Origin of the sequence: Dethiosulfatarculus sandiegensis (assembly GCF_000931935.2) — a bacterium.
GTDB lineage: Bacteria > Desulfobacterota > Desulfarculia > Desulfarculales > Desulfarculaceae > Dethiosulfatarculus > Dethiosulfatarculus sandiegensis.
Window position 1 is genome coordinate 39,916 of record NZ_AZAC01000008.1, and the last position, 24,802, is coordinate 64,717.

Consider the following 24,802-nt stretch of genomic DNA (forward strand, 5'->3'; position numbering starts at 1 on the left):
TTTCGATGAGATCTGGTTGTTGACGGCCAGTGCCGACTCTTCTAATCTATACTAATTCTTACATATATTAGTATAATCATTTAACTAGGTATTAAAATATTTAAATAGCACAGACAAGCCTCAAATGCGACCCTGATTTTTATCTGTCATAAATAGGGGGAATGTGAGCCTTCATAAGGTTTGGGAAGTTAAATAACAAAAAGGTGGGAACAATTTGGGGCTGAAACCTTTTTCCCAAGGCAAAAATCCTCATTTTGCCGGGTTCTAATGGGGGCCGGCTGAATTCTGCATGCCGGCTTGCCGCACCGACAGGCATTAGCTGTCTGAAAATTAACGGCTTTGAAATTTATGCTTAAAAAGTTGGCCATTATGGAAAAACATTTAAGATAAATTTCTGAATGGCCGATATAGCTTTTAAAGAAAGATTAATTGCTCTTGATAATACGCACACAGATTTTATTCGCATAGTTTGAGAGACAAGGGGGGCCAAATGTCAGGTGGACTATCGTTTTCTAATATAACTGGCGGTAATCTTTTCCAAAATCTATCAACCCTGCGACAAACTCAAGAAAATCAGGAAGAAAATGCCCCGAAGAACCCGGTGGAAAGGCTCAATATGCATGCCCCGGGCAAGAAGGGCGAAGACAAGGTGACCATTTCTGAGGAGGGGAAGAATATTTCCCTGACGGCCGCTGATAAGAGCGAAGCGAGCGATCCTGGAAAATCAGCCACGGAAACCATAAAAAAACGTATTGAGGCTCTTAAACAAGAAATTGAAGAAATAAAAAACGGTGATTTGCCAGAAGAAGAAAAGCAGAAACTGATTCAGCAAAAAACCGCTGAATTGGTCCAACTGGTAAATGAGCTGGCCAAAAATGACAGACGACCCCCGGGTTGGCTGGCGGGAACCGAATGCCAAGGTTTTGGGGGTAGTATTTCTTAGCCTTTTAACGCCCTGAGATTTTATTTGGCCTCGCACAAAAAAGCCCGCGCCTTTTTTAAAGGCGCGGGCTTTTTTGTCAGGACAAGGGGAAGGGTTACTTCACTTCCTCGAACTTGAACAGGGGGCAGCCTTTGCAGGCGTCCAGGCCGGGCCACTGCTGACCGCCCTTGCCGAGCACGGAAGGTCCACCCATGGTCTCTACGCGCCATTTCTGCTGCTCAACGGTCTTCTGGAACTGCTCATAGGGCAGGAAGACGTTGACATAGGCCATCTCGGTCTTGCCGGAGGTCTTGGAGCCGGCGCACATGGTGGTCATGTTGGCGGTGTTGTTCTTGTAGGCATACACACTACCGGCACAGACCGCGGAGTTCGGGGTGTGGAAGAACTGAAGGTTGGCCCTCTTGTTGCCGCCCATATAGTCGTTGAAGATGTGGTAGGCCTGGTAGGGCACGACCATCATGAAGACCAAGTCGGGTTGCAGGTCGGTTTCGTCGAATTTGGCCAGGGGAGCAATGTAGATGCCCTTCACCAGGCCAACTTCAAAACGGGCTTTTTCCTGGGGAGCCTGCCAGGCCAGCTCTTCGTCACACAGGTATTTCATGTGACGCTTGGTGTCGCCTTCTTTATCCAACTCGCGGAAGCCGAAGACAGGCTGGGCGTTGCCGCAGACACACTTCTCAGGTTCCATGAACAGAGCGTGACCGCCCTGACGGGCAGCGGCGAGGAACTGGCAGTAAGTGATGCGTGCCTTGGCGCGATGGGTCACAGGCAGTTTTTCCCTGTCGGCATCATCTTTGACAAACCGAATACCCACCGGGTCAAAATCCAGGCGAAGATTCCAGATAAGTTGATCCGCAGCTTCCTTGTTGGTCATTTGTTACTCCTTAAGTGCTGAAAACACCCACCCAAGTGGCGACCGTTACCCAGGTGAGCAAGCCGTAAACAAAACGGCTTTGGTGGTAATAAACAAAGGCGTCTTTTCCTATTATTGGGCGGCTTGCAATAAAAACTTACGAGGTTTTCTTGCCCATTGCCGGTGCCCTTCAGAGGAATTAGCGCTTCTGTCCCGCTTGGGCCTTGTGAGACAAGAAAACCTGATGAAAGGCTTCACAAGCTCTACAAGCCCCATAAAAAGGCACTATCAATCTTGTACCACAATGCACAAACCTGGAAACTTGTGTGTGGTTTATCTCATTTCAGGTGGCTTTCTTGGTGTACCTATTCAACATAGTGTTTGTCAAATCAATTTCCTCATTTTTTCAGGAATTAAAAAACACGAGCGTTATAGTAGGTTTGTATGTGAAAAGATTCGTGCGTATTATTAACTAGTTGTGAAAAAATAAACTTGAAAGTTTTTTTTAATTGAAACTTAAACGATGTATTTACTTAGATATGGCGATTTTCAGGACGGCAACCGATCGAAATCATCTTTTATACTTGGATCTCGCAAACTAATTATTATAAACCAGGTTGGCTGAATGGTTCCATTCGAGAGTTTTTTATGAAGAACCGCTTGATCCGGCCGGAGGCCGGGTCAAGCTTTTAACAAACCTTTCAGCTTAAAAAATCCTGTTCTCTTGAAGACCACCCGGAAACCGGTTAGGATGTGCACAAAGGGTCCTGTCTTGGCCCATTCCCCTGGTTTAAGGGCCTTTTCAAGGGGCCTGTTTTTTACCTCAGCTTAGAAAATGGAGCGTTCATTTGCGCCGTTTTGCCTTAATCGCAATGATTTTGAGCCTGTTGGCGGGGGGGGTGGCAACCTGGCCCCTGACGCCTGATTTTTTTTCAGCCATCCCCTATGCCAAGACACCGATCCCGGATTATGAACGGGTTCCCTTGATGCCCGGCGATCATCTTCAGACCTATTATTGGTTCTGGCTTTTTTCAGACAACCTGACGGGAGACTCTGCGCTTCTCACTAATCCTTATGAATTCAATGCCTTTGACGGGCCCATGAGCGCTGGCTACGCCAATTTCCCCTTCTCCATATTATATTGGGTTCTTTTGTTTCTCGGGCAGGCCGGAGCTTATAACGGCCTGGTTATGCTGTCATACATACTGGGCGGACTGGCCGCCTTTTTACTGGCCAAGGCCTGGACCAAGGACAACCTGACCGCATTGATCGCAGGGCTTGTCTTTGCCATGGCTCCTTTCAGGTCGGCTCATGTTGTTTCAGGCCATTTGTTCGCCTTTGTGATATTTCTTCTGCCCCTGTGCCTTTTCTTTTTGGAGCGCTCCCTGCAAAAGTCCTCCTGGTGGCGTGGGTTGGCCGGTGGGGCCTGCCTGGCCGCGGTTTCGCTAATGGAGGGACATGTGGCCTACCTCATGACTCTGACTGTGGGGGCCTTTTTAGCGGGCAGGATACTTTTGTGCGAAAATGCTCCGGAAAATAAACCGGCCCGGGATCAGGAACCTGATTTGCCCCTCGCCCCGGCCCTGGCAGGGGTGATCGCAGGCGGCTTGAGCCTTGGCCTGTTTTTCTGGATGGCAGTGAGCCGAAAAGCTGGGTGGAGTTTTTTTCAGTTTCGCATGCTGGAGCCCCTCACAGCCTGGGTATTGGCCGCGTTTTTCTTTTGGATGATTCTCTCCTGCCTTATAGCCCGATTTTCCAGGCTGGATTTCGCCCGGGCCAGGAACCTTATCGGCCGCCAGTTTTTTTGCCTCTCGCCTTTGGTTATTTATGCCTTGCAATACGGCATGGATGTTCCCTATCTGGGGCCTGTTCTCCTGGGAGTGACGGGTGTTGGATTCACCGCTTCTTTGGTCCGGATTGTCCTGGCCCACCGCGCCCGGCCCACCGGATTTGATTTAAAGGCTGTTCTACCGGCGCTTATCGGCTTTGGCGCCGGGCTTGCTGTGGCTGCCTCTTATCTTATGCATGTGCGGGCCTCCATATTCGTGCCCTCCATTGCAGGCAAGGGACGCTCTTTGCACGAGGTGCTTCTTTATGCACCCAATTCCTGGGATTTGTTTCAGCGTTTAAACCCGGACAACGAGCGCCTGGTCTATCTTGGTTTTGTGCTTATTGTGCTGGCCCTGGCCGGATTGGCTCCCCTTTTGAGTAATAAGCCCAAAAAGCCGGGTAAACTGGTCCTGGCAGGCAGTTTGGCCTTTTTAGGCTCTGTGTTGTGCCTGGGCCCCAATTTGACTGGCTTCCCCCTGTATAAGCTTTTGTATAATTATTTCCCCTTTTTCAAGTATCCCAGGGTGCCGGGGCGCTATGTTATGGTCGCCTTTGTGTTTCTGGGCCTGTTGGCCGCCGGTTCCCTGAGTGGGCTGCGGGCCTGGCTTGATCACAAGGGCCGTTCCAAGGTGGCCCTGATGTTGCCGATACTGGTTTTGGCCCTGATCGGGCTGGAGTATTATTCGCCCAAGCCGGTGGGACTGGCCCTTTTTAATGCCGATAACAAGGTCTACGCCCGTATCTCCCAGGAACTCCCCGAAAATAAGGTGGTTCTGGAACTCCCCGTTTGGCCCGGAGATTCCCACCAGTCTTCCGCCTATGAATATACGGTCACCCGAACCCAAAAACCCATGGTCAACGGCTATTCGCCGGTTGTGGCCAAGGAATATGTGGAAAAGGTGTTCTGGCCCTTGTTTGGTGCGGACTTGGGCGAAATTACGCAGCAACGGGCGGAGTTGCTTAAAAGGCTCAAGGTCGGGCTGGTCACTTTTCACGATGACGCCCTTATATATTCAGGCAAGATCTCCGCTTTTCCCCCTCGTCTGGCTGAAAAGCGCCTGGCTGCGTCCCCCTGGCTGGAGCCCTTGGAAAAAGACGGGGTGATAAGTTTGTTCAGGGTCAGAGAAGATCCTCTGCCCGGAAAAGATCCCGATTCCATTACCTCCCCTGTAAACACGGTTTGGTATGCCAGGAATCTGCCCTTGAACACGGGCCGGAGAGTGCTGGACCCCGATGCCTCGGGTTACAACCTTTTGATGCGGGAAGGGCCGTTGTTCAAAGAAGGCAAGCTGATTCCCAAACCGGGGGCCGGCGGTAATATAACCAGCGCCAGGCCGGGCAGGGACAAACCGGATTTCATGGCTTTTGGTCCTTTCAGAGCCTTTCCCGGAGGCGAATATGCGGCCCGTTTCAGATTAAAGGCAGGCCCCGCTTCTCCGGGGGTGGAGATAGCCCGCCTGGAGGTGGTTACGGACAAGGGGCAGACCATAATCGCCCAGAGGCCTTTGGTGGCCGGCGAATTGCCGGCCGATACCTGGGGGGACGTGATCTTGCCTTTTGAGTTGAAGTCTGTGACAGACCTTGAGTTCAGGGTCTTTTACACGGGGCGGGCAGCCCTGGATTTCAACCTGGTTAATGTGGGGTTTGCCGATCAGAAACAGGGGCCCCGCCAGGTTGAGGCAGAGGACCTTTTGCGCCAGACCGCTTGGGTGGTGAGTGATCCCAAGGCCTCCAAGGGAGAGGCCGTATTGGCTAAAAATAATTTTCACCCGCCTCTTTATGTTTCCCATGGTCCCTATTTTATTTTTGAAGAAGGGAAATTTAAGGCTGATTTTTATCTGCGCCTAGCGGAAAAAACCCAAACCGATGCTGAGGTTCTTCTTTTGCAGGTTGCCACGGATATGGGGAAAAGGGTGCTGGCCCAAAAGAAGATAAAGGCCTCCGACCTGGCCGAGGATAAATATCTGCCCTTTACCCTGGAATTTGAGACGCCTTTTTTGTGTGAGGTTGATTTCAGGGTGAAATACCAGGGCAATGCCAGTGTTCTGGTGGATAAGGTTGTGGCTGCTGAGGGTTGACAGCCTGCCAAAGGGGCTTTTAAAGAGAACTTTCGGCCTACCGGCAAAATCCAGGAGGATTTTGCCGGTAGGCCGTTTTTAACAAGTGGCCATCTAAGGCTTGCAGGCATTTCAGACCACAGGGCAGACGGCAGTGGCTGCCTGAACTGAATCCTACTGTACGATGACCTTGTAGCTCTTCTTGGCTCCGGCTTTGATCCTGCCGGTTTTTTGGGCGCCGCCGCTCTGGAATTTCACACCCTTTCCCAGCGTTACGGAAAAAGAGACAATGTCGTCTATTCGGCATTTGCAGCGCTTACCGCCTGAGTTTACGGCTATTATGGCTATCTGGTGTTGTCCCCTCGATAACCCCGAAACCTTGAAATGAGGCTTGTGCCCGGCCGGGGTGTTGCCCAGGTTGCGGCCATTCACAATAAGTCCAATGATGTCATCGGGGCATTGGTTGTCGTCCACCAGGTCCATGATCTGACCGCACCTGGCGGCCATCCTGCGGATAGTGCCGTTGATTGTCTCGTTCACTGAATGGGAGATAACAATATCGGCTATGCCCGCTCCTTGAGAAAGGTTACATAAGGGCCGCGGTTGAATTTTACAAAGGCGTGCAGGCTTGTGGTTGCCAAGCATGGGGTAGGGGATAATGCCCGGCCTGAGCCCCTGCATCAGATGCACCACCACCTTGTGCGGATTGGCATGGGTGTGTTGGTAAACCACCTTGTCGCTGTAAAGGGCTGCATAGGGTTTGCTGCTGGTTAAGGTGGCGGCCCACTAATAGAGCCTGGCCTGTAACCGGCCCAACCTGGCGATGCCTCTGCCGTGGTCACGGCTGGGCCGGTTAATAATGAATTTATAACTGTAACAGGCAGCGTCCGGTTTGATGATTTCCCGGGTGATCAACACTTCTTCTATGCTGAGCGGGCGGTCGTAAAGCGCCGAGGGTTCAGCGTATTTGACAGTGCGTCACGGTTTCGCAGCCTGAGCCCAACAGGCAGCCGTCAAAAGCAGGATCGCCGGGCCCCGCAAAAAAAGCCTTCTTATTTTGCGCTCGCTTTTATTGCAAGGATAGGAATGGTTAGCAAATAATTGTTCGGGGTTCCGGCGGTTCGCAAACCCTGCCGATACTCATCATGAATCAGTCAATGCGCCTGCTTGGGCGCAGAAAAGTCTAGTATTACGAGGTTTTCTTGTAATATGTGCTACTTAATCGATTTAATAACTGGCTATAGATAAGTCCTGTAAAAACGGTATGAGCAGAGGGGTTGCACCATGCATGTTGCTGCTTTATAAACGGTGCGGTTTTGTTAATCTTTTAAAATCGGGTGCTTAAGTTTTAGGAAGTTGGGTGGATAACAACCAACCCGCTTGAGCGGACAAAGGGAGCCCTTGAATCCGTTATGAGGTTTTTGTTGTTAAAAACCATATACCTGCCCCAGGTTAATGGGTTAAACTGGGGCTCAGCAATTAAGCGGCATTAGGGAGGGGTTGTTTGGCTGACCAGTGCTCAAAAGAAAAGACCTTCATGGACAAATTGGCCATAGGCCTGTTCAGTTTGAGGCACGTGGCTGTGATAGCGGTTTTCTGCTCCATGATCGGCGCTGTCTTTCTGCTGGGCCTGGGTGTTTTAAAAACCTGGCTGATTGTGAATAGCTTTTTTGTCGATTTCAGCGTGTCCTTGGCGGCTGTGGAATTGATCAAAGTGGCGGACACCTTTTTAATCGGCCTGGCCTTGATGATCTTTGCCTTTGGCGTTTTTGATCTTTTCGTGTACAAGGTATCCGCCGTTGTCTGCCCGGCAAAACCGGACTGGCTCACCTTCAGAACCATAGACGACCTCAAGCAGGTGTTGGCCAAGATCATACTGGTGATTCTTTTGATCGCTTTTTTTGAGTTCGTACTGAAAACCTCTTCCAGCCTGGATGAAGCCTGGGAGCTATTGGCTATCCCAGTGGGCATGGTGCTCTTTGCCTGGGCCTTTAAATTGCTGAAGTGAAAGATGCGTCCGTAAATAAGCCTTAAAAAACGCCCCGGCAAAATTTTTGCCGGGGCGTTTTTGCAGTTCATGTAACCTGGAACAAACAGGAATTTGATTATCGGCTCTCAGCTAATGCCGCCTGGTTGTCTAATTTTCTGACTCGCCGCCTCCACTTAGCAGGGCTTTGCATTCGTCCGAGAGAGGCTCGCCCCTGTCCTGGGCCTGACGGCATTTTTTCAGGAGCTCCAGTTTGATTTTCCACTGTTCTTCCTGAAACTGTTCTTTGCTGGTTTCCGCGGAAAGCTTGGCCTTTTGGGCTTTAACCCCCTGCTTGGCTGAATACAGCCCAACCCCCAGGTCGGTTGTGGTCTGAAGCAGCTTGACCATTTCTTCGGCAGAGGCGTTTTCTCCGTATTTGAATTGAGTGACGGTTCCGTCCCGGGCAAATTGAACCGCTATGTTGTTGTCCAAAAAAGGCGTGTTTTCAAGGGGCAGGTAGGCAACCTGGCCAAATTGGGAAATGCCGGTGGCTTCTTCATGTATTATCTCATTGAAAAGAGCCGCCAGTTCTCCATCGTTATTCAGGCATTTGGTCCTGTTGCAAACCAGCAAAACACCCTTTACGGGAGTTCGGTAGGCCAGCCCGGTCGGGCTGCCGGTGTCTGTTTGGTTTATGGCACTTTCTACTTGGATTGGAGGTGTTGAGCTGGCAGGGTCTTTTTGCGGTTTTTTTGACTTGGGAGGCAGCAACACGGCTGTATCAGTGTCAAATATGCCCTTAAGGCTTTTTGCAATTTTAGAATTCTCTAGCGTATCTTTGTTTAACCATTTGTCCCGCGCATCCTGGCCTGAGAGAGATTTTGAGCGTTTTTCAACGTCAAACCCGGGAGAAAACTGATACACCTTGGCATGAGTCAACAAGGGGGTGATTTTGGCCAATATCTTTTGTTGGGTTCCCAGCTCTTCCGAGGCTTTTTTGATCTGTCCTTTTAGTAAGTCTATTTTAGCTTGATCAGGTTTTTCTTTGGCTTTTTCTTTTAAAAGTTCTTCCTTAAGCCCCTCAATGGCTTTGTTCAGGTCTTTTATTGTTTGGGTAGTCTTTTTGTAAGCTTTTAAGGCATTCAGCGTTTGCCAATTGCATAATTGGATAGCATCCTTCGTGGAAAGCCTTTTTCCCTTTTGTATGCTGGGAATCTGCACCCCCATGAACGCCCCTGCTATCTTGGCCACGCTTTCGGCTATGCCGGTGGCGATTTCCTGGGTTTTGTCGTCCACTTGGGCATTGATGCTCTTCAAGGTCCCGTTGTCGTAAAGCTCAACCGAGATGCTGCTGGTTTTGCTTTCCGCCCCGAGTTTTGTGTAGTCAATTACATAGGCATTTTCCAAGTCTTGAAAATAGAGAGTTTTTACCGCTGCTGTTGTTTTATAGCCAATGTCGGGAACATACTTTTCATCGATTCGAACATACTGTCCGTCGTTTTTCAGACAGTCACATTTCTCAAGTTCATGGGTGATGACGATTTCATAATTGGTGTAAGGTAAATAATAGACTAATCCGGTAGCGTTTTTATGGTTCGGGGGAGTGATTGGGTCTACCTGTAAGTTGGTTGTGCAACCGAATAGGAGAAGTGAACCCAGGATAAGGCAAGCAATTGACCGGAAAATTCTTTTTTGCCCGCGGACTGGAATATAAAAATCCATATTCTCGCTCCTGAATTGGCAGGGCAGGGATTATTGTTTATTCTGGGAAACCGGTTTTTGGGATAAAAGTTATTATTAGTCAAAATCTGATCTGGATGAGTGGGCTTTGCTTTGTCTATAAATTGTATACTAATTTATTACCAAGATATTAAATAAAATTATAAGTTATCTGTAAATAAGGAAAGATTGTCCATATCAATTATTGTTTAAAATCTTGAATTATTGTGACATTGCCATGGAACTGAAGAGTCTTTTCGTATAGTTTCTGTGGCCTATATAAATGAGCCGGGGCATGATGCGAATCATGCCCCGGCTCATCTAAAATTTCAGTTTAAACTTTCCTTTGTTCTTAAGCCGCCTTTTCCAGCCTCACCTTGATGTATTTCAAAAGCGTGGTGCCGCCCATGTCGTCGGCTGTGTTGGGCTTTCCTATGGCCGGGCCGTTGACTCCCTTGAAATCTGGGAACTTGGGATCTCCTTCCAGTCCCCTATTGTGGCCAAAGCCTCCGGCTGCGCCGACCATGCCGTTCATGATGTCCCAGGTGGGGAATACCTCCATCTCCACACTCCCCCAGGGAGACTTGACTGTCACCACCTGGCCTTCTGTAATACCCAGGTCATGGGCATCCATGTGGTTCACCCATAAGGGGTTTTTCGACACCGCCTTCATCAGGCGGTAGTTGTTGAAGGTTGATGAGTGTTCATGCTGAAAAGCACGGAAATTTACATAGATGAACGGGTAAACCGCATCCGGGGCCAGATCCGTGGGGGCGGGGTGATAATCCGGCAGGGGGTCCACTCCCTTTTCCTGGGCCACGGGATTCAGGAAGTTGTATTTACCGGTTTTGGTCTCCCCGGAAGAGCCGTAACCCTTGGGCGGATTCAGGCTGCCCCATTTGCGGTATTTGTAATACTCTGCGTCGTCTGTGATCACAAAGCCGTTTTTCTTTAATTGCTCCAAGGTGAGCGGCATCCCCTTGAGCTGGTTGGCAAAGGCCTCCTCAATGTTTTTCCAGGGGAAATGCTTGCCCAGGCCCAGCCGTTTGGCCAGCTCCAGGGTGATCTCATACATGGGTTTTGAGTTGTATTGCGGCTTGACCACCTCGGCGTAATAGCCCACAAAAGCATCGTACAGCCAGTCCGGCTTGACCTGACTCTGCTCAAGCCAGGTGGCGTCCGGTAGAACCACATCGCAGAGGCAGGCCGTGTTGCACATAAAGGCGTCTATGCAGACCTTGAACCGCATTTTTTCAATGGCCTTGATGGTGGCTTCCTCATTGCCCCAGGAGAGGACAGGATCGCCGTAATAGCAGACCATGCCTTTCAGCTTGCCCGATTCCACGTTTTGCAGCAAAAAGGCCGGAGCCCAACCTGCCCACATGCCGAAATTATTCAACTTCGGCGCTTTGCCCTTGGGCGGCTTTTCCTGGCCCTCGCCCCAGGCAGGGCTGAGTTTACGCTTAAAGGGCAGGGAAGGGCCGCCGGGCGCGTCAAAGGTGCCGCAGAGCCCGTTTAAGGCTTGCACCGCCGCCGTGGCATACATCCCGTTCGGCACCTGGGCCAGGCCGGTCCAGGAGATGGCTCCTTTGTGTTTGGCCTTGGCAAACTCAAGAGCTATGCGCTCTATGGTTTCCTTGGGCACTCCGCTCAGCTTTGCGGCCCAGGCAGGGTCGCGCACAACTCCGTCTTCCTCGCCCATTAGCCGTTTTTTGAACTCCTCAAAGCCGTGGGTCCATTCAGAGACAAAGTCATGGTCATAGAGATCGTTTTTGATTATCACCTGGCACATGGCCAGGGCCACGGCCGCATCGGTGGAGGGCTTGATCTGGACCCATTCCCTGGCCGCGGCGGCTGTTTCACAGCGTCTGGGATCAAAGACCACCAGCTTGGCCCCCCTTTGCAGGGCGGCCTTGAGCTCGGCTGTCTTGCGCTGACCATAGGAGGTGGCCAGTTCGTTCATGCCGAAATGAATAATATAGTCCGCTTCCTGGTAGTTAATCCAAGGGCGTTTGTCGTTTAGGTTGTGTTCATTGGACATGCGGTTGGCATTGTCGCACATGGGACGGTGGGTGGTCTTGGGGCAGCCCAGATGGTCGAAAAGCGCTTCGTGGACCCAGTTGCACCAGTCGTTGCCCCGGAAATAGCCCAGCTCAGACCATTCCATGGACTTCATTCCCTTAATCACCCTGTCCAGGGCCTCGTCCCAGGTCGCCTTGACAAAACGCCCGTTTTCCTTGACCAAAGGTTCCTTGAGGCGGTAAGCGGAGTAAACATGCGCCGGGTTGGCCGCTCCCTTGGGGCAAAGGCGTCCGGCCCCCTTGGGGTCTCCTTGCAGGCCCGTGGTGCTTAAAAGCACTCCGTCCTTAACCTTGGCCGTCATTCCACATAGGGCCCCGCAGGAATAGCAATGGGTTGGAACAGCGCGCATGGGTTCAGGATCCACCACCCCCGGTTTCAGTAAAAAGGATTCGGTTTTAAGGGGCAGAAGGTCCAGGGCCTGGGCAAGGGCCTTCATATCCAGATGCGGCACCTGAGGCGCTACGTCCTCGGCCGGGAACATGGCGAGGTGGGCCACATAGAGCCAGGCCAGATTAAGGTCTGCCAGGGCCTTGTAAAAGCCTGATTTATCCGCGCTGGCCAAGGCTGCGCAGAACTCGGTGCGCCAGGCCACCCGGCTGCGACCGAAATCATACCTGTCCTGGCTGGCGTCCTTGTCACCGGCTGCGCTGCGTCGGTTAAGTTCAGCCAACAGGTCGAACTGCACTGCAATGTGGTCTTCAGGCTGGGGATAGGCAGGGTCTTTATGCAGTCCCGTTTTTCTAAGCATTTCCCTGGTTTCGAAAAGCGGCTCCTGGTGGGTCATGGGCTCGCGGTCCGCCCATACGGATTCATAAGGCGCAATGGGGTTGGGGCCTGCATTTAAAAAGATATCCGCATACTCGGCCCTCAGGATAAAGTGGGTTTCGGCGTCGGCCCGGTTTAAAAAATCGTAAAAACCCTTAAGCCCTCTGGCCATTGGCCGGTTTCGCACTTTTTCCGCGGCTTCTTTGAGGCTTTTTAAAAACTCTTTGCCCGTCAGAGCCTCATACATTTCCCGGCTTATCTCGTCGGCATACATGGTGGCGAAAAAACGGGCAATTACAAAACGGTCCTGATCTGTTTGATGTTGTGTCATGATCGTCCTTCCTTGCCCTTATAAGTTCAAGGCTACTTTGGTGGTGGTTTTGCCCTTTAAAAGGGCCCTTTTCAGGCAACTGTCCATTTCCTTCATGATTATGGGCTTAAACAGAAAGGAACAGACCCTGTGCCTGATGCCCTGTTTGACCTGTTCCAGGTCTGGATCGGAAGATAAAAGAACCACCTTGTAGTTGCTGGAGATTTCTCTCAGGTGCTTGATCAGGTCAACCCCTTCCGGAGCTGCCAGAATTGAGATGTCAACCTTGGTTTCTCTCGCAAAGTCAAGGGCCTCCCCCTGATCTGTGAAGCTGAAAACCTCATGACCCAACTCTTCCACCGTTTTCCAGCTGGCTTCCGGGTCGGGATCAAATGCAAGTATTTTGGCCATGGTTTTTCTCCATTTTGGGTCTGAAAAAGATGAGAATTCATTGGCAGGCGGCGAAAAGGCCTTTCCCGAGTGCTTTTCGCTGAATCCGGCTGAAAATGTCCTGTTGACCTGTCAATAATGACATATATAAACAGATAAACTGTTAAGTTATATAGATTGAAAAAACTCAAGCCTCTTTGTTTGGGTTAAGCATTTAATCCCTTAAAAATATTGTAATAATAAAAGGTTACGTAGTTTTGAAAACGCGGAAAGAACAATCAAGGGAGAATATGGAGAAGACAACGTGAGGTGGTGCGGGAACGGCCTTTTTACCTACCAATAATTATATTTTAACAATAATAACCCAAAAAATGGTGGGAGGGTTACATTTTAAAAATATTTTTTATTTTTTTTGGTCGGTTTTTTTCTTGGGTTCTTCACCAGGGGAAGCCTGGCCAAGGTCAAGGATCTGGGTGTCGCCCAGATATTGCCGGGTTTTGAAGGAGGTTATGTTTTGTAACTTTTGAGTTATTTGGCTCATGCGCTTTGCTTCCTGGTTCAAAATACTGATTCTTTTGACCTGGTTTTTCAGGGACCCGGTTTCCATGAGCATGAGTTCCGTGTGCCCGAGCACGGTCTGTAGGGGTTGGTTGAGCTCATGACATATGGCTCCCGCCGTCTCAATGGCCGCTTTCAGCTTTTCTTTTTCCAGGCGAAGATCTTCGGCCTTTTTGCGGGAAGTTATATCCCGCAAGATGGCGAGTACGGCAGGTTTCCCCTTATATGGTATGGCCAACGGCGCCACCTCGATCTCCAGTATCTCGCCTTTTTTGGTTTTTATCTTCATGGGGTATAGACGGTGCTTATTCCTCCCCCTTAGCGTGGCGCGATAGTTTCGCAAAAGCGGTTTTTTATGTTCTTCCACAGCCAGGTGGTCCAAGGAAAATGTTTGCAGTTCCTCGATTTCATAGCCGGTCATTAGGGAACCCGCCCGGTTTACAAAGATAAATTTTCCTTCTTGAATGATTACCAGGGCGTCCGAGGCGTTTTCCACCACAGTGGCGTATTGGGCCTCCGACTCCCGCAAGGCGTCTTCTATAATTTTGCGTTCGGTTATGTCCCTGGCAATTCCCTGGGAGACGCTTTTGGATGACTGCTCGGGTTCATCTGTCGCTTCCAGGTTTCGATTATAAACTTCCAATGGAACATATGTGCCTTCTTTGGTCCGAAAGCGGGCCTCCATGGCCACCAGAGCCTTTCCAAAGGCCTCTCTGTCATTTTCCGCCTGTATGCACAGCGCCTGGTCGTCGGGATGTACATAATCCAGGAAAAATTGGCCCAAAAGCTCCTCCGGGGTATATCCGTAACGCTTCACCGCCTGGCTCACATAGGTGAAGGTCCTGTGTTTGCTCATACGGAAGATTACGTCAGGCACAGTGTGTATAATGGAATCCAATTTGTCCCTGGCCGTCTTCAGTTCCGCTGTGCGGGCGGCCACCATGGCCTCCATTTGGTCGTAAGCCTTTTGTAAGGAAAGTTCGTTTTTCTTTCTTTCTGTCAGGTCACGGCTGTTTATTACCAGGCATACTTCGCCGTTTTGATCTGTCATGCTTTTCCCCCGGCTTTCAAAGTAAACCCAACTTCCGTCCCGATGCCGGCTTTTGAAGTCCACCTTTTTAACCCGCCCCGGCTCGGTCAAGGCTTGCTCCATTGCTTTGAGAACATTTGGCATGTCATCTTTAGATATAAATTCCAGCATATTATGTTTGTGTACATCCTTTGGGTCATAGCCTAATATCCGAGTGATGGCCGGGCTGGAATAGCGTATCTCTCCGCTTGGGTCAAGTACGGTAATGATGTCGGTTGTGTTCTCAAGCAAGGATCTGAAATAGGTTTCATTTTTCTGTAAAAGTTTTTTTGCCTTTCTACGTTGGGCTATCTCGTTGTTTAAGGCTTTGATGGTTTTTTCTTGGGTTTTGTTTCTATGAGCCAGTGAGGTGCGCATAACATCAAGGTGCCGTCCTAAACTTTCCACTTCCAGGTAGCCTGATGCCCGTATTTCGTGCTCCAAGTCTCCTTTAGCCAGTTTATTGGCGGAAAGAGTTAACTCGGTTAAAGGGCGGCTCAATAGTTTGGCAAGGGCCGTGGCCAGCCCCAGCCCCAAAAAGACCAGGGCAAGGCTGAGGCCAATAGAGCCATATAAATATGGAGAGACTATGGATTCAAAGGTTTCAGGCAAGACGATTGCAGCCCAAAAAAGGTTTTTATTGTTTGGGCTGGTCACAGGGGCCAGGGCAAGGCGTGCAGTCCGCTTTTCCCTGGGAATATAGAGCAATTTGCCCTGCGGACAATGCCGATTGTTTGTAAATATTTTTTTATTTGATTTTAGCCAGTTGAAGTGGTTTTGGTTTTTCGGAGTCCGTCTCGGCCATTTGACTGCGAAATCATCCTTGGCTATGCGCAGAATAAAAACCAGGTCCACCTGGTTTGCACCCTTGATGCCGGAGATTAAACCCTTGGGACCCACAGGGGGCTCTTCAAGAGGGGCGTTTTGCTGAGGCAAGTTTTTAGTTAAAAGATATTGGGTTGTTTTTAAGAGGTTTTTATCGATTTCTGTTTCCAAATTAGTTTTCAGGTGTTGATAATACAGCACTCCCACGCTCAGTGACATGAGCAAAGATAAAGGCAAAACCAAAATAAAAATTAAAGACCGCATACCCACTGGAATTTTGCCTCTGCTTAATCGATTTTTGTAACTATTAGCGATCATCTTTTATCTCATACCGATAAAAGATGTGATTTGTTGAGGAAAAAGGATTAATTTGCTAAAAAAAACTACTAAAATCCTAATAAAATTTTCGCAAATAACCCAGATAAAAACAAGGGATTAAGGGGCGAGGTCAATCCTTTTTGTCGGTAAAAGGTAAAATTATAATTATATAGAGTAAAATTTAAAAAACCTTTCAAAATAATAGGTTATAAGATTAAACCCGCCCGCGGCAATGGAATTGGCCGGGAAAGCTTGGGAGGCGGCTCCTGATTGGGCGGGGATATCCCGGGTGAAAATCAAAAAGAAAAACGGATATAACTCCATGAAACGAATAGTCTATTTATGCACCGGCAACTCATGCCGCAGCCAAATGGCCGAGGCATGGACCAGGCATTTGCAAGCTGATGAATGGCAGGCCTTTTCCGCCGGATCCGCACCAAGCGCCATGGACCCTTTAGCCATGGAGGCCATGAAAATGGCAGGCGTGGATATCTCCAGGCAGAGGCCTAAACCAATGGGCGAGTTTCTGGAGCAGAACTTTGATTACATAGTGACCCTTTGCGATAATGCCCGGGCCGCCTGTCCCATGTTTCAGGGAGGAGGCAAAAAGGTGCACAGAGGCTTTGACGATCCCCCTGCTTTGGCCCGTTTTGCTAAAACCCATGCCGGGGCCATGGCCCATTACCTGAGAGTGACAGATGAGATTAAGGAAATGGTTCTAGGCCTTCCCCAAAGCCTTGAGGAATAGGGCGGGGTGCACTATAACTTTGTAAATAAAACCTTTCTGTTTGGCTGAATTGGATGATTTGCGGGAAAAGTATTCAGCCAATTGCAGGTGTGCTTTTCAAGCCTTTACAGGAGCAAGTTGAGAAATAACCTGGTCTGCGGCTTGGCTCAAAGAATCCATGAAGGCTTTATAATCCTTGTTTTGGTCAGTATTATTTACCTCTCCCAGATTCCAGAGCCACCAGCTTAAAGGCGTATTCTTCTGATCCCCCATGTGTCCTTCGCTAAAATAGTGATGCTCTTGTGGGGTTCCGGCTGTTGCAGGTTGGTCCATGCAATTGATAATTTCATGATTCAGGCCGGGGCAGAGGGGATAGATGAGGGCTCCGGGCAGGGGCGTATTTTTATCATTTTCATAAAATTGCTGATAAATGAACATTTGACTGACATCTTCTGGCGAAGGAAGGCCCTTTTGGTGGGTGATGTCCTTATACTTGGCGTCAATGATGGCCAGAGGTTTATTGTTTTTGTCCCGCAGAATGAAATCCGGAATTAACCCACGCCACCCCTTGCCCTTATGAAGGAGTAAGTATTTCATATGGCGGTTTTGACTCATGGGGTGTTCTATAATTAAATTGGATTTTTCGGCTGCCTTTTTTAATTGCACCAACAAAAACAATTCCCAGATTTCCGCCATGTCAAAGAAAATGGCTTTTCTATGCATTCCGCCTTGACCTTCACCAGCACGGGTTAAAAGCCCATAACCCAAATTCGTAACAGTTTGGTACAGGATGTTTCCGCGATGCCAGTTAATTTCCCTTGGATTGACCGGCCAAGAAGGGGATTTGACATTCATGGTGTTTAAAAGGTCTAAGATTTGGCTGAGAAAAGATGTCTGCTGCGCGAAATAAAATTGTCCTTCGGGCGAAAAAGGCCATATGCCATTCATTCGCATATGGTTGATAACCTGGGTAATACTTTGGTTAAGTCCAATATCATAGGTGAGGTCTTCAAAACAACAGGCTATCTTATGCTGGTCAATGATATTGTGGCCCAATTGCTCTTCAACCAAAAGTCTGCCCCTCAGGGTGTGATGCTTAAGTTCTCTGCGGCGCTGATATCCTTTAAGAAATCCGTGAAATGAAACGGCGCGTCGCAAGGCAAACATCCAAGACATGGCCAAGGGAATTTTGAATATGGATTCACTATCATTTTGCCATTCCGTAGAATTATCAAGATCCGCCAGTCTGAGGCACCCGGAAAGCAACCAATGCATGAGTTGCATGCCCACCCTGGGCTCAACCGTGATATTCTCCCCTTTTAGCCCCCAGTGTTCAAGGGATATGGATCCAACCCAACGGGTGCTCTTGATTGTAAGCCCATTTGTCTCTGCAGTGTCTTTTGTAAAGATTTGCTCAGCGTTTTTTCCTCTGTAAAGTAAATTTGCGGCTGTTATCAAAGGGCATTCAACTGTCAGATCAGTAATTGCTTTTTTTGCCTGTTCGTGGTCACCTTTGAAACTATAACTGCCACCCATTTTCTTGATTAAGGTGTTCATTATAATTCATTCAAGGATTTAGTGAACTTTTTTTGATTAGACTCCAGTATTTTTTGGATTCGAGAATTAGCGAAATCAAAGCCCAAATATTCTTCCAGTAATGGTTGTAAGTGATAAAGCCACAGAATGTTTAAATGGTTATAAGAGATTTTCAGTTTTGATTCTTTGTTAAATTTTCCCTTATTCGCGGTGGGGTTGGCCTCAGGGTTTCCACTTTCTGTTCCTTCATTGGTTGCTTCCTCGCCCCCCTTACGGTCACTAAGCATGATGTCTATGATTTCAGCAAAATATGTGTGCCCAATGGTTTTTTCCTTGGGTAATTTTAAATCATCTTTAATAGTCGTTTCATTAAAATATGTACAACGTTTAATATAATTTGTTAAATGGTTTGGTTCAATCTCCAATTGCATGCGATTGTCTTTATTATGCTCCGATAGTTTCTTTTCAATTATGTTGCGTAATGCTATGGGACTGAAATTTAGTTCATACCAACCGAATCGACGCCTAAGGGCTAGATCAAAAGCTGTTAGGCTTCGGTCCACAGTGTTCATGGTGCCAATAAAGTAAATGTTGTCTGGTATGTAAAATTCTTTCCCTTTTTTGAAACAATCTTCTATTTCTTCTGGTTCCTTATCGTTGTCAAACTTGAAAAAACTTGTTATGCTTTTTTTGTCATCAATAATTTGGGGAAGCGTAACCGGATGTTCCTTGCCTCTGTATTCCAGGCAATACATCAACTCACCAAATACCTTGGCCACATCAGCGCGGTTTATTTCATCAATGATCAAAAGATATTTGTTTTTTTGAGGATCACCCGCGGCCTGATTGCATGCCAGGTAAAGAGGACCGGGTAGGACAGGGTAAGTAACATTATTTCCCGAGCTTTTCGGTTTGATGCCAATCACGAAGTCCTGGTAGGAGTAATTGGGGTGCATCTGTATAACCTTGTACCTGCAAAGGCTTGGAGGCGCAGCCTTATTCTCAGCACTGTCAGAGTCTTCTTCAATATTTTGATTGGTTAATCTTTTTCCTATTTCCTCTGCTGTATGGGTTTTTCCTGTACCAGGCACTCCAAAAAGAACCATGGCTTTTTTCCGTATTAAAAGATCTATTGGGTTTTTTAAAAAATCAAGGTCTCCCAAGAATTTAGTGAGCGAATCCCAATGATATCTATTATCTTTTTTTAATGCATCCAGAGGTATTTTGTCTTTATGTTTTTCTAAATATTCCTTATAGCCAAAAAGTATAAATCTATAAGCTTGAGCGTAATAAAAATAATTCCTTTTTAAGTTTTCATTCTTCAGTTTTAGTTTATTAAAATAATTGAAGTTTTTTAAATTATCCAATACAGAGCTTAGAATTAACTTGATGCCCTTTATCTGAGAGTATCCATCTTTAGTTCCAGTATAAAAGATAGGATATATTTGCGGGTAGGACATGTGGAGAAAAACAGAAAGATCTTTGTTGTTGCAGTCGGCGGCTAATTCATTTTCAAGATTTCCGGTTTTTATATGATCTTTCAATTTTACTAAATGGTTGGTAAGCCTCTGGTTTATTTGTTTGATTTCATCTTTTGATTTAGCTTCGCTGTTACAGCCTAGTAATTTTTTTATGCCGTCCCCGCTTCTGGTTATAGCCCAGTTGTTTATTATTCCTGTATAAGCATTTTGCTTCGCTGAAAAAAAATATTTTATGTAGTCATATTCAGGCATTTTATCTTCATTAAATTTTAACAGAAGTTGGTCTTTTATTTCTAAAGGGGTGTTTATTTTATTTTGTTCAATATCTGAAAATATTAAAAAAGATTCTCCTTTATCCCATCTTTCTTTAATCCACCCGACATCGAAATCGCTTAAATCACCAAGGTAGGGTTCAAATATATCTACCACTTTTTCTTGATATTTTTCAAATAGGTCATGTTCCTGGCCCTGAACATTTTCAAATATATTGGGAATGTCATGATTTATTACCTGGCTTTTAATCATCTCAAATAAGCTTTTTTGTTCGGCCATGTATGCTCCCTGGGTTGTGATAAGCTCCATATCTAGCTGGTGTAAGTGTGAATAGTTGCATAAAAATGGTTAAAGATCCATGCTTTTTGTGACGGATGTTTGATTTTTGAATTTTATTTTTAAAAATATGGCACTTGGAAGTTTAAAGCGGATTTGGGCAGACGCTGGATGGGAAAAACTGCGTTGCTTCTTCTTGTAAAAAAATATTTTTCAATAGAATCGGCTTAGCAGGCGATAGTTGCCGCCTGAATCCTCTGACCCGAAAATAACTTAAAGCCCTTATTCGTTTTTTGATGAAAAGGCAATGCCACTTTGTTCTCTAATCAAAATGTCTAAGATCATAATTATTTTCAGTTCTTTGGCGGGGAGGGTTGAAGTGTGAGGGGAAATTCAACCCGACGCCCTCTTTCAGCCTGAGGCGTCGGGTTTTTGGGTGTGTTCTTACTTAAGCGGTCCCACCTTTTCTTCCACCTTGGCAACGATTTCGCCGCTCAATACCATTTCAGTGGCCTGTTCAATATCCGGAGCCAGGATGCGGTCCCGCTCCAGTCTGGAGATGCGGGCCCTCACTGCCTGGTAGGCGGCTTCAGTCCCTGGTCCGGGGCGGCCATTGGTGAGCAGGTCCAGGGCCTGGGCCCCACAGAGCAGCTCAATGGCCAGCACATGGGCAGCGTTTTGCAGAATGGAACGGGCCTTTCTGGCGCTGATGGTGCCCATGGAAACGTGATCTTCCTTGTTGGCAGAGGTGGGGATGGAGTCCACGCAGGCCGGGTGGGCCAAGGTTTTGTTCTCAGAGACCAGGGCCGCAGCTGTATACTGGGCGATCATGAATCCGGAGTTGAGCCCGCTGTCTTCCACTAAAAATGCAGGTAGACCGCTTAGTTGGGGGTTGACGAGGCGTTCGATTCTTCTCTCGGACACACTGGCGAACTCTGCCAGGGCAATACCCAGATAATCCGCGGCCAGGGCTACGGGCTGGCCATGGAAATTGCCGCCCAAAAGAAAATCCTCGGTCTCCGGAAAAACCAAGGGATTGGTGGTGGATGAGTTGATCTCTATATCAACCACCTTGGTGATGTGTTCCATGGCTCCCCGGCTGGCGCCGTGAATCTGGGGGGAGCAGCGCAGGGTGTAGGCGTCTTGAATCCTGCCGCAATCCTTGTGGCTGGATATGATCTCGCTTTTATCGGTTAAAAGGGCCATATTGGCGGCTGCCTCGGCCTGGCCCAAATGAGGCCGCACAGCCTGAATGCGCTGGTCAAATTCAGTGTTGCTGCCCATCAGCACTTCAAGGCTCATGGCGCAGGCAATGTCGGCGGTTTTGGCCAGTATTCGGGCGTCGTGCACAGCCAGAGCCGCAATGGCGGTCATGACCTGGGTTCCGTTGATCAAGGCCAATCCTTCGCCCGCCTCCAGGCACAGGGGCCTTAAGCCCGCCTCTGCCAGGGCCTGGGCGCCGGACATTTTTCGCCCCCTGAACCAGGCCTGGCCGTGACCGATCAGAACCAGGGCCAGATGCGCCATGGGGCAAAGGTCTCCGCTTGCCCCTACTGAGCCTTTTTCCGGCACAATCGGCACCACATCGCTGTTTAGCAGATCCAGGAGCGCAGTGAGGGTTTCAGGCCTGACCCCGGAATACCCCTGGCTTAAGTCCTGGAGCCTTATGGCCATCACCGCCCTTACCACTTCTTCAGGCAGGGGCTCGCCCACACCGGCGGCATGACTTTTGAGGATGTTTTCCTGCAGAAGTTTGGCTTCTTCAGAGGGAATGGTGCGGTCGCACAGGGCTCCGAAACCCGTAGTGACGCCGTATATGGCCTTGCCTTGTTTTATCCAGTCCTGTATCAGCTTGCGGGCCGCCTTTGCCTTTTCCAGGGCTTTGGCTGAAAGGGCGGCTTTTTTATGTTTTCTGGCCACCTGGACCAGGTCTTCTATGGTCAGGTTTTTTTCTCCTGCCAACATAGCAGCACATGCTCTCAATTAAGATTAATAATATCAATTATTTGTTTTCAACCAAGCATATCGTCGACCAGGTTTTCCAAACTGGCGATTGTCTGGTGCACCCGGTTTACTATCTGTTCGGTTTCGCTTTTGAATTCATCTGTGAACTCCTGATCTTTGATGGTTTTTAAGTTTATACGCACACTGTAGGAGGCCCCCATGGCCGCCGCCTGGGCCAGATGAAGGGCGGTGCCTGCATCAGAGGCGCAAACCGGGTTGCCCATTTCAGTGACCGCGACCAAAAGTTCCAAAAGACGGTTTACCGCGTTCAAGGTCTCCAAAGGAACCAAGGAAGCGCCTTTGGTGGCGTTCTGAACAGCCTGGCTGCGGGCCTTTTTTTCCTGGTCGGTGGATTTGGGAAGGCTAAATGCCTTTAACACCTGGTTGTAGGCCTGGGTATCCTGATCCACCAGTGATTTGAATTCCTGGGCCAATTCATCCGCTTGATCCCGAATTTGCTCCATGACTTCAAAAGTATTGGTAAATTGAGGCCTGCCCAGGGTAAAGCGGGCCACCATGGCGCAAAGGGCCGCAGCCTGGCTGCCGGCCAGGGCGGCGGCGCTGCCCCCGCCGGGCGTGGAAGAATCGGAGGCCAGCCGGTCCACAAATTCAGAGGCTGTGAGGTCCATTAAATTCATCACAAACTCCTTTGGGTTGAGGCCGCCAGACGGCCTTTTTTATATACCGCGGCCATGGGGTTGATCCCTGCCCGATAGGCGATTACTGCCGGTGATTCTCCTGCCAAAAGGCAGAAGTCAGCCTGCTTGCCCGGCTCCAAGGAACCCACCTTGTGCCCCAGGTTCAAGGCGTAGGCTGCGTTCAAAGTGGCGGCTGTAAGGGCCTCTTCCAAGCTTAGACCCATCTGCATCACCGCCAGGCCAAAGACAAAGGCCATGGAAAGCACATAACTGGAACCCGGGTTGCAGTCTGTGGCCAGGGCCACGGCCAGTCCGGCTTCCAGCATGGTCCGGGCCGGGGCATAGGGCTTTTTAAGGCTATAGGCCGTGGCCGGTAAAAGTATGGCCACCACCTGCGCTTTTGCCATTTCGGCTATGCTTTCCGGGCTAACCGCCAACAGATGGTCTGCGCTGATTGCCTTTAACTGCGCGGCCAGGCCGCCGCCGCCCAGGTCATGAACCTCGTCGGCATGCAGTTTGGGCAAAAGCCCGTGTTTTTTGCCCGCAAGAAGGATGCGTTTAGACTGTTCTTTTGTGAATACGCCTTTTTCACAAAAAACATCGGCAAATTTGGCTATGCCCTGTTCGGCCACCTTGGGGATCATTTCATCTATGAGTAAATCCACATATTCCTCCGGCCGGTCTTTCTTTTCCCTGGGGATGGCATGGGCCCCTAAAAAAGTGGCCACAATATCCTGAGAAGCCTTTTGACCCGCCAGCTCTATCACCGAGAGCATTTTGAGCTCATTTTCCGTATCCAGGCCATAGCCGCTTTTAATCTCAACTGTGGTGGAACCGTGGGCCAGGGCCAGATCCAGATGTTCGAGGGTTGTCTTGAGCAGGTCTTCCCGAGAGGCCTTTCGCACGGAGTCCACACTGTTCAAGATGCCCCCGCCGCGTTTTAAAATTTCCAGATAGGGCACACCTTGGATGCGTTCTGAAAACTCCTTTTCCCTGGTTTGGGCAAAACACATATGGGTGTGTGGATCAACCAGCCCGGGAATCATGGCCCGGCCTTGGCAGTCTATTATCTCGGCATCATCGCCTGCCCGGCTCAATACTTCTTCTTGGGGCCCCACTGCCTTGATAACACCCCGATGATGCCAAAGAGCGCCTCGGGCAAGGGTCATCACCCGGCCCTGCTCAGACCCGGCCAGGGCGCGGCCAGGGTCCAGGGGGGTGTGGATATTGGCGTTTATATGTACTGTGCCCGGCATTTTCTAGGCCTCGCCCCCTGAGCCCAACAGGGCCAGTTCCACCACCTGTTCGGGCTTGAAGTCATTGAGTTGCAGATAGTAGGCCGCGCTATCAAGCAAGGCCTGTGCGGGAATCATGCCGTAAACCTCGCATTCGGCAACGGAAACTCCCCAACGGGCCGCCTCCATGCGGATCATTTCCACCACCCGGTAGAGTGCGTTTTTTTGAAAATCCACCAGGTTCATGGAGACCTGAACCATGCCTTTTTCCTTTAGGACAAGGCCAATGCCCTTTACATGGCAAAAACCGCCTGAAGACGCCCTGACATATTGGGCGATCTTCTGGGCCACCTCAATATCGTCGGTCTTCAGGTTCACATTAAAGGCAATTAAAAATTTTCTGGCCCCGATCACCGTGGCCCCGGCTGTGGGATGCAGGGCGGCGGGCCCCAGGTCAGGCCGCCTGCTTTCTTCCTTGATCGCTGTTTTGAGCCCTTCGAACTGGCCTTTGCGGATTTTCTCCAGGTTTTTCCTTTGGGGGTTATTGGCGGCTTCTTCGTAGTAATAAACCGGCACCTTAAAGGCATCGTAAAAACGCATGCCGAATTCCCTGGCCAGGTCCACGCAGGCCTTCATGTCAATGCCCATTACCGGCACAAAGGGAATCACATCCACCGCACCTATACGAGGGTGGCCTCCCTGGTGCATGTTTAAGTCAATTTCCTTTACGGCAATCTCACAAGCCTCCAAAAGGGCCTTTGTCATGGGGCCCGGTTCACCGGCCAGGCTCACCACCAGGCGGTTGTGATCCGCATCAGCCCGGTAATCCAGCAGTCTAACCCCCTGCCTTCCCCTAAAGGGGGCAACTATGGCCTCTATAACCTCCGGCCGCCTGCCTTCGCTGAAATTGGGTACGCATTCTATAATTTTTCCGCTCATCTTGG

At 49.2% G+C, this 24,802-nt stretch carries 16 protein-coding genes; 4 read left to right on the top strand and 12 right to left on the bottom strand.

What is annotated here, in order from left to right; translation table 11 throughout:
• Positions 1 to 490: 490 nt before the first annotated feature.
• Positions 491 to 943: a hypothetical protein gene (locus X474_RS05690; RefSeq protein ID WP_044347403.1), complete on the top strand. Its 453-nt coding sequence runs from the start codon at positions 491 to 493 to the stop codon at positions 941 to 943.
• Between the two features lie 94 nt (positions 944 to 1,037).
• On the opposite strand, the gene X474_RS05695 is transcribed toward X474_RS05690, so the two are convergent.
• Complete coding sequence (locus X474_RS05695) at positions 1,038 to 1,817, bottom strand: DUF169 domain-containing protein (protein WP_044347405.1); 780 nt, start codon at positions 1,815 to 1,817, stop codon at positions 1,038 to 1,040.
• An 878-nt stretch (positions 1,818 to 2,695) separates the two neighbouring features.
• Here X474_RS05695 and X474_RS05700 point away from each other — a divergent pair.
• Positions 2,696 to 5,704 (top strand): hypothetical protein, encoded by a 3,009-nt coding sequence (locus X474_RS05700; RefSeq protein ID WP_156360639.1) that lies wholly within the window; start codon positions 2,696 to 2,698, stop codon positions 5,702 to 5,704.
• A gap of 153 nt (positions 5,705 to 5,857) precedes the next feature.
• On the opposite strand, the gene X474_RS05705 is transcribed toward X474_RS05700, so the two are convergent.
• The gene (locus X474_RS05705; protein WP_044347408.1) at positions 5,858 to 6,415 is read right to left on the bottom strand and encodes a hypothetical protein; all 558 of its coding nucleotides are present in this window, start codon (positions 6,413 to 6,415) and stop codon (positions 5,858 to 5,860) included.
• 772 nt (positions 6,416 to 7,187) lie between these two features.
• Between X474_RS05705 and X474_RS05710 the strand changes: the two genes are divergently transcribed.
• Positions 7,188 to 7,691 (top strand): YqhA family protein, encoded by a 504-nt coding sequence (locus tag X474_RS05710; RefSeq protein ID WP_044347409.1) that lies wholly within the window; start codon positions 7,188 to 7,190, stop codon positions 7,689 to 7,691.
• A gap of 129 nt (positions 7,692 to 7,820) precedes the next feature.
• Here X474_RS05710 and X474_RS05715 read toward each other — a convergent pair whose 3' ends face one another.
• The 4 genes from X474_RS05715 to X474_RS05730 form a co-directional block, all read right to left on the bottom strand.
• Positions 7,821 to 9,374 (bottom strand): hypothetical protein, encoded by a 1,554-nt coding sequence (locus X474_RS05715; RefSeq protein WP_044347410.1) that lies wholly within the window; start codon positions 9,372 to 9,374, stop codon positions 7,821 to 7,823.
• Positions 9,375 to 9,723: 349 nt separating this feature from the next.
• Positions 9,724 to 12,549 carry a molybdopterin-dependent oxidoreductase gene (locus X474_RS05720; RefSeq protein WP_044347411.1) on the bottom strand — a complete coding sequence of 942 codons (2,826 nt, stop codon included), beginning with the start codon at positions 12,547 to 12,549 and terminating at the stop codon, positions 9,724 to 9,726.
• Positions 12,550 to 12,567: 18 nt separating this feature from the next.
• The gene (locus X474_RS05725; protein WP_044347412.1) at positions 12,568 to 12,939 is read right to left on the bottom strand and encodes a response regulator; all 372 of its coding nucleotides are present in this window, start codon (positions 12,937 to 12,939) and stop codon (positions 12,568 to 12,570) included.
• 382 nt (positions 12,940 to 13,321) lie between these two features.
• Positions 13,322 to 15,445: a PAS domain S-box protein gene (locus X474_RS05730; RefSeq protein ID WP_197281988.1), complete on the bottom strand. Its 2,124-nt coding sequence runs from the start codon at positions 15,443 to 15,445 to the stop codon at positions 13,322 to 13,324.
• 532 nt (positions 15,446 to 15,977) lie between these two features.
• Here X474_RS05730 and X474_RS05735 point away from each other — a divergent pair.
• Positions 15,978 to 16,436 (top strand): arsenate reductase ArsC, encoded by a 459-nt coding sequence (locus X474_RS05735; RefSeq protein WP_231688292.1) that lies wholly within the window; start codon positions 15,978 to 15,980, stop codon positions 16,434 to 16,436.
• Positions 16,437 to 16,532: 96 nt separating this feature from the next.
• Here X474_RS05735 and X474_RS05740 read toward each other — a convergent pair whose 3' ends face one another.
• The 6 genes from X474_RS05740 to ftcD form a co-directional block, all read right to left on the bottom strand.
• Entirely contained in the window at positions 16,533 to 17,972 is a 1,440-nt protein-coding gene (locus X474_RS05740) for a 5-methylcytosine restriction system specificity protein McrC (protein WP_044347415.1), read from the bottom strand.
• On the bottom strand, positions 17,972 to 19,984 hold the full coding sequence (locus X474_RS05745) for an McrB family protein (RefSeq protein ID WP_044347417.1): 2,013 nt from the start codon (positions 19,982 to 19,984) through the stop codon (positions 17,972 to 17,974). Before X474_RS05745 ends, X474_RS05740 begins: the two co-directional genes overlap by 1 nt.
• Positions 19,985 to 20,425: 441 nt before the next feature.
• Positions 20,426 to 21,946, bottom strand: coding sequence for a histidine ammonia-lyase (gene hutH, locus X474_RS05750; RefSeq protein WP_044347418.1), 1,521 nt, complete (start codon positions 21,944 to 21,946; stop codon positions 20,426 to 20,428).
• A 47-nt stretch (positions 21,947 to 21,993) separates the two neighbouring features.
• The gene (locus tag X474_RS05755) at positions 21,994 to 22,623 is read right to left on the bottom strand and encodes a cyclodeaminase/cyclohydrolase family protein (protein ID WP_044347419.1); all 630 of its coding nucleotides are present in this window, start codon (positions 22,621 to 22,623) and stop codon (positions 21,994 to 21,996) included.
• A complete protein-coding gene (gene hutI, locus X474_RS05760) occupies positions 22,623 to 23,879 on the bottom strand; it encodes an imidazolonepropionase (RefSeq protein WP_044347420.1) in 1,257 nt (418 codons plus the stop codon). Before hutI ends, X474_RS05755 begins: the two co-directional genes overlap by 1 nt.
• Before the next feature lie 3 nt (positions 23,880 to 23,882).
• Positions 23,883 to 24,797 carry a glutamate formimidoyltransferase gene (gene ftcD, locus X474_RS05765; protein WP_044347576.1) on the bottom strand — a complete coding sequence of 305 codons (915 nt, stop codon included), beginning with the start codon at positions 24,795 to 24,797 and terminating at the stop codon, positions 23,883 to 23,885.
• Between the last annotated feature and the right edge of the window lie 5 nt (positions 24,798 to 24,802).

Coding starts and splice junctions, on each gene's coding strand:
- X474_RS05715 (WP_044347410.1), bottom strand. CDS start 9,374: ATGGATTTTTATATTCCAGTCCGCGGGCAAAAAAGAATTTTCCGGTCA.
- hutI (WP_044347420.1), bottom strand. CDS start 23,879: ATGCCGGGCACAGTACATATAAACGCCAATATCCACACCCCCCTGGAC.
- ftcD (WP_044347576.1), bottom strand. CDS start 24,797: ATGAGCGGAAAAATTATAGAATGCGTACCCAATTTCAGCGAAGGCAGG.
- X474_RS05695 (WP_044347405.1), bottom strand. CDS start 1,817: ATGACCAACAAGGAAGCTGCGGATCAACTTATCTGGAATCTTCGCCTG.
- X474_RS05740 (WP_044347415.1), bottom strand. CDS start 17,972: ATGAACACCTTAATCAAGAAAATGGGTGGCAGTTATAGTTTCAAAGGT.
- X474_RS05690 (WP_044347403.1), top strand. CDS start 491: ATGTCAGGTGGACTATCGTTTTCTAATATAACTGGCGGTAATCTTTTC.
- X474_RS05720 (WP_044347411.1), bottom strand. CDS start 12,549: ATGACACAACATCAAACAGATCAGGACCGTTTTGTAATTGCCCGTTTT.
- hutH (WP_044347418.1), bottom strand. CDS start 21,946: ATGTTGGCAGGAGAAAAAAACCTGACCATAGAAGACCTGGTCCAGGTG.
- X474_RS05755 (WP_044347419.1), bottom strand. CDS start 22,623: ATGAATTTAATGGACCTCACAGCCTCTGAATTTGTGGACCGGCTGGCC.
- X474_RS05745 (WP_044347417.1), bottom strand. CDS start 19,984: ATGGCCGAACAAAAAAGCTTATTTGAGATGATTAAAAGCCAGGTAATA.
- X474_RS05725 (WP_044347412.1), bottom strand. CDS start 12,939: ATGGCCAAAATACTTGCATTTGATCCCGACCCGGAAGCCAGCTGGAAA.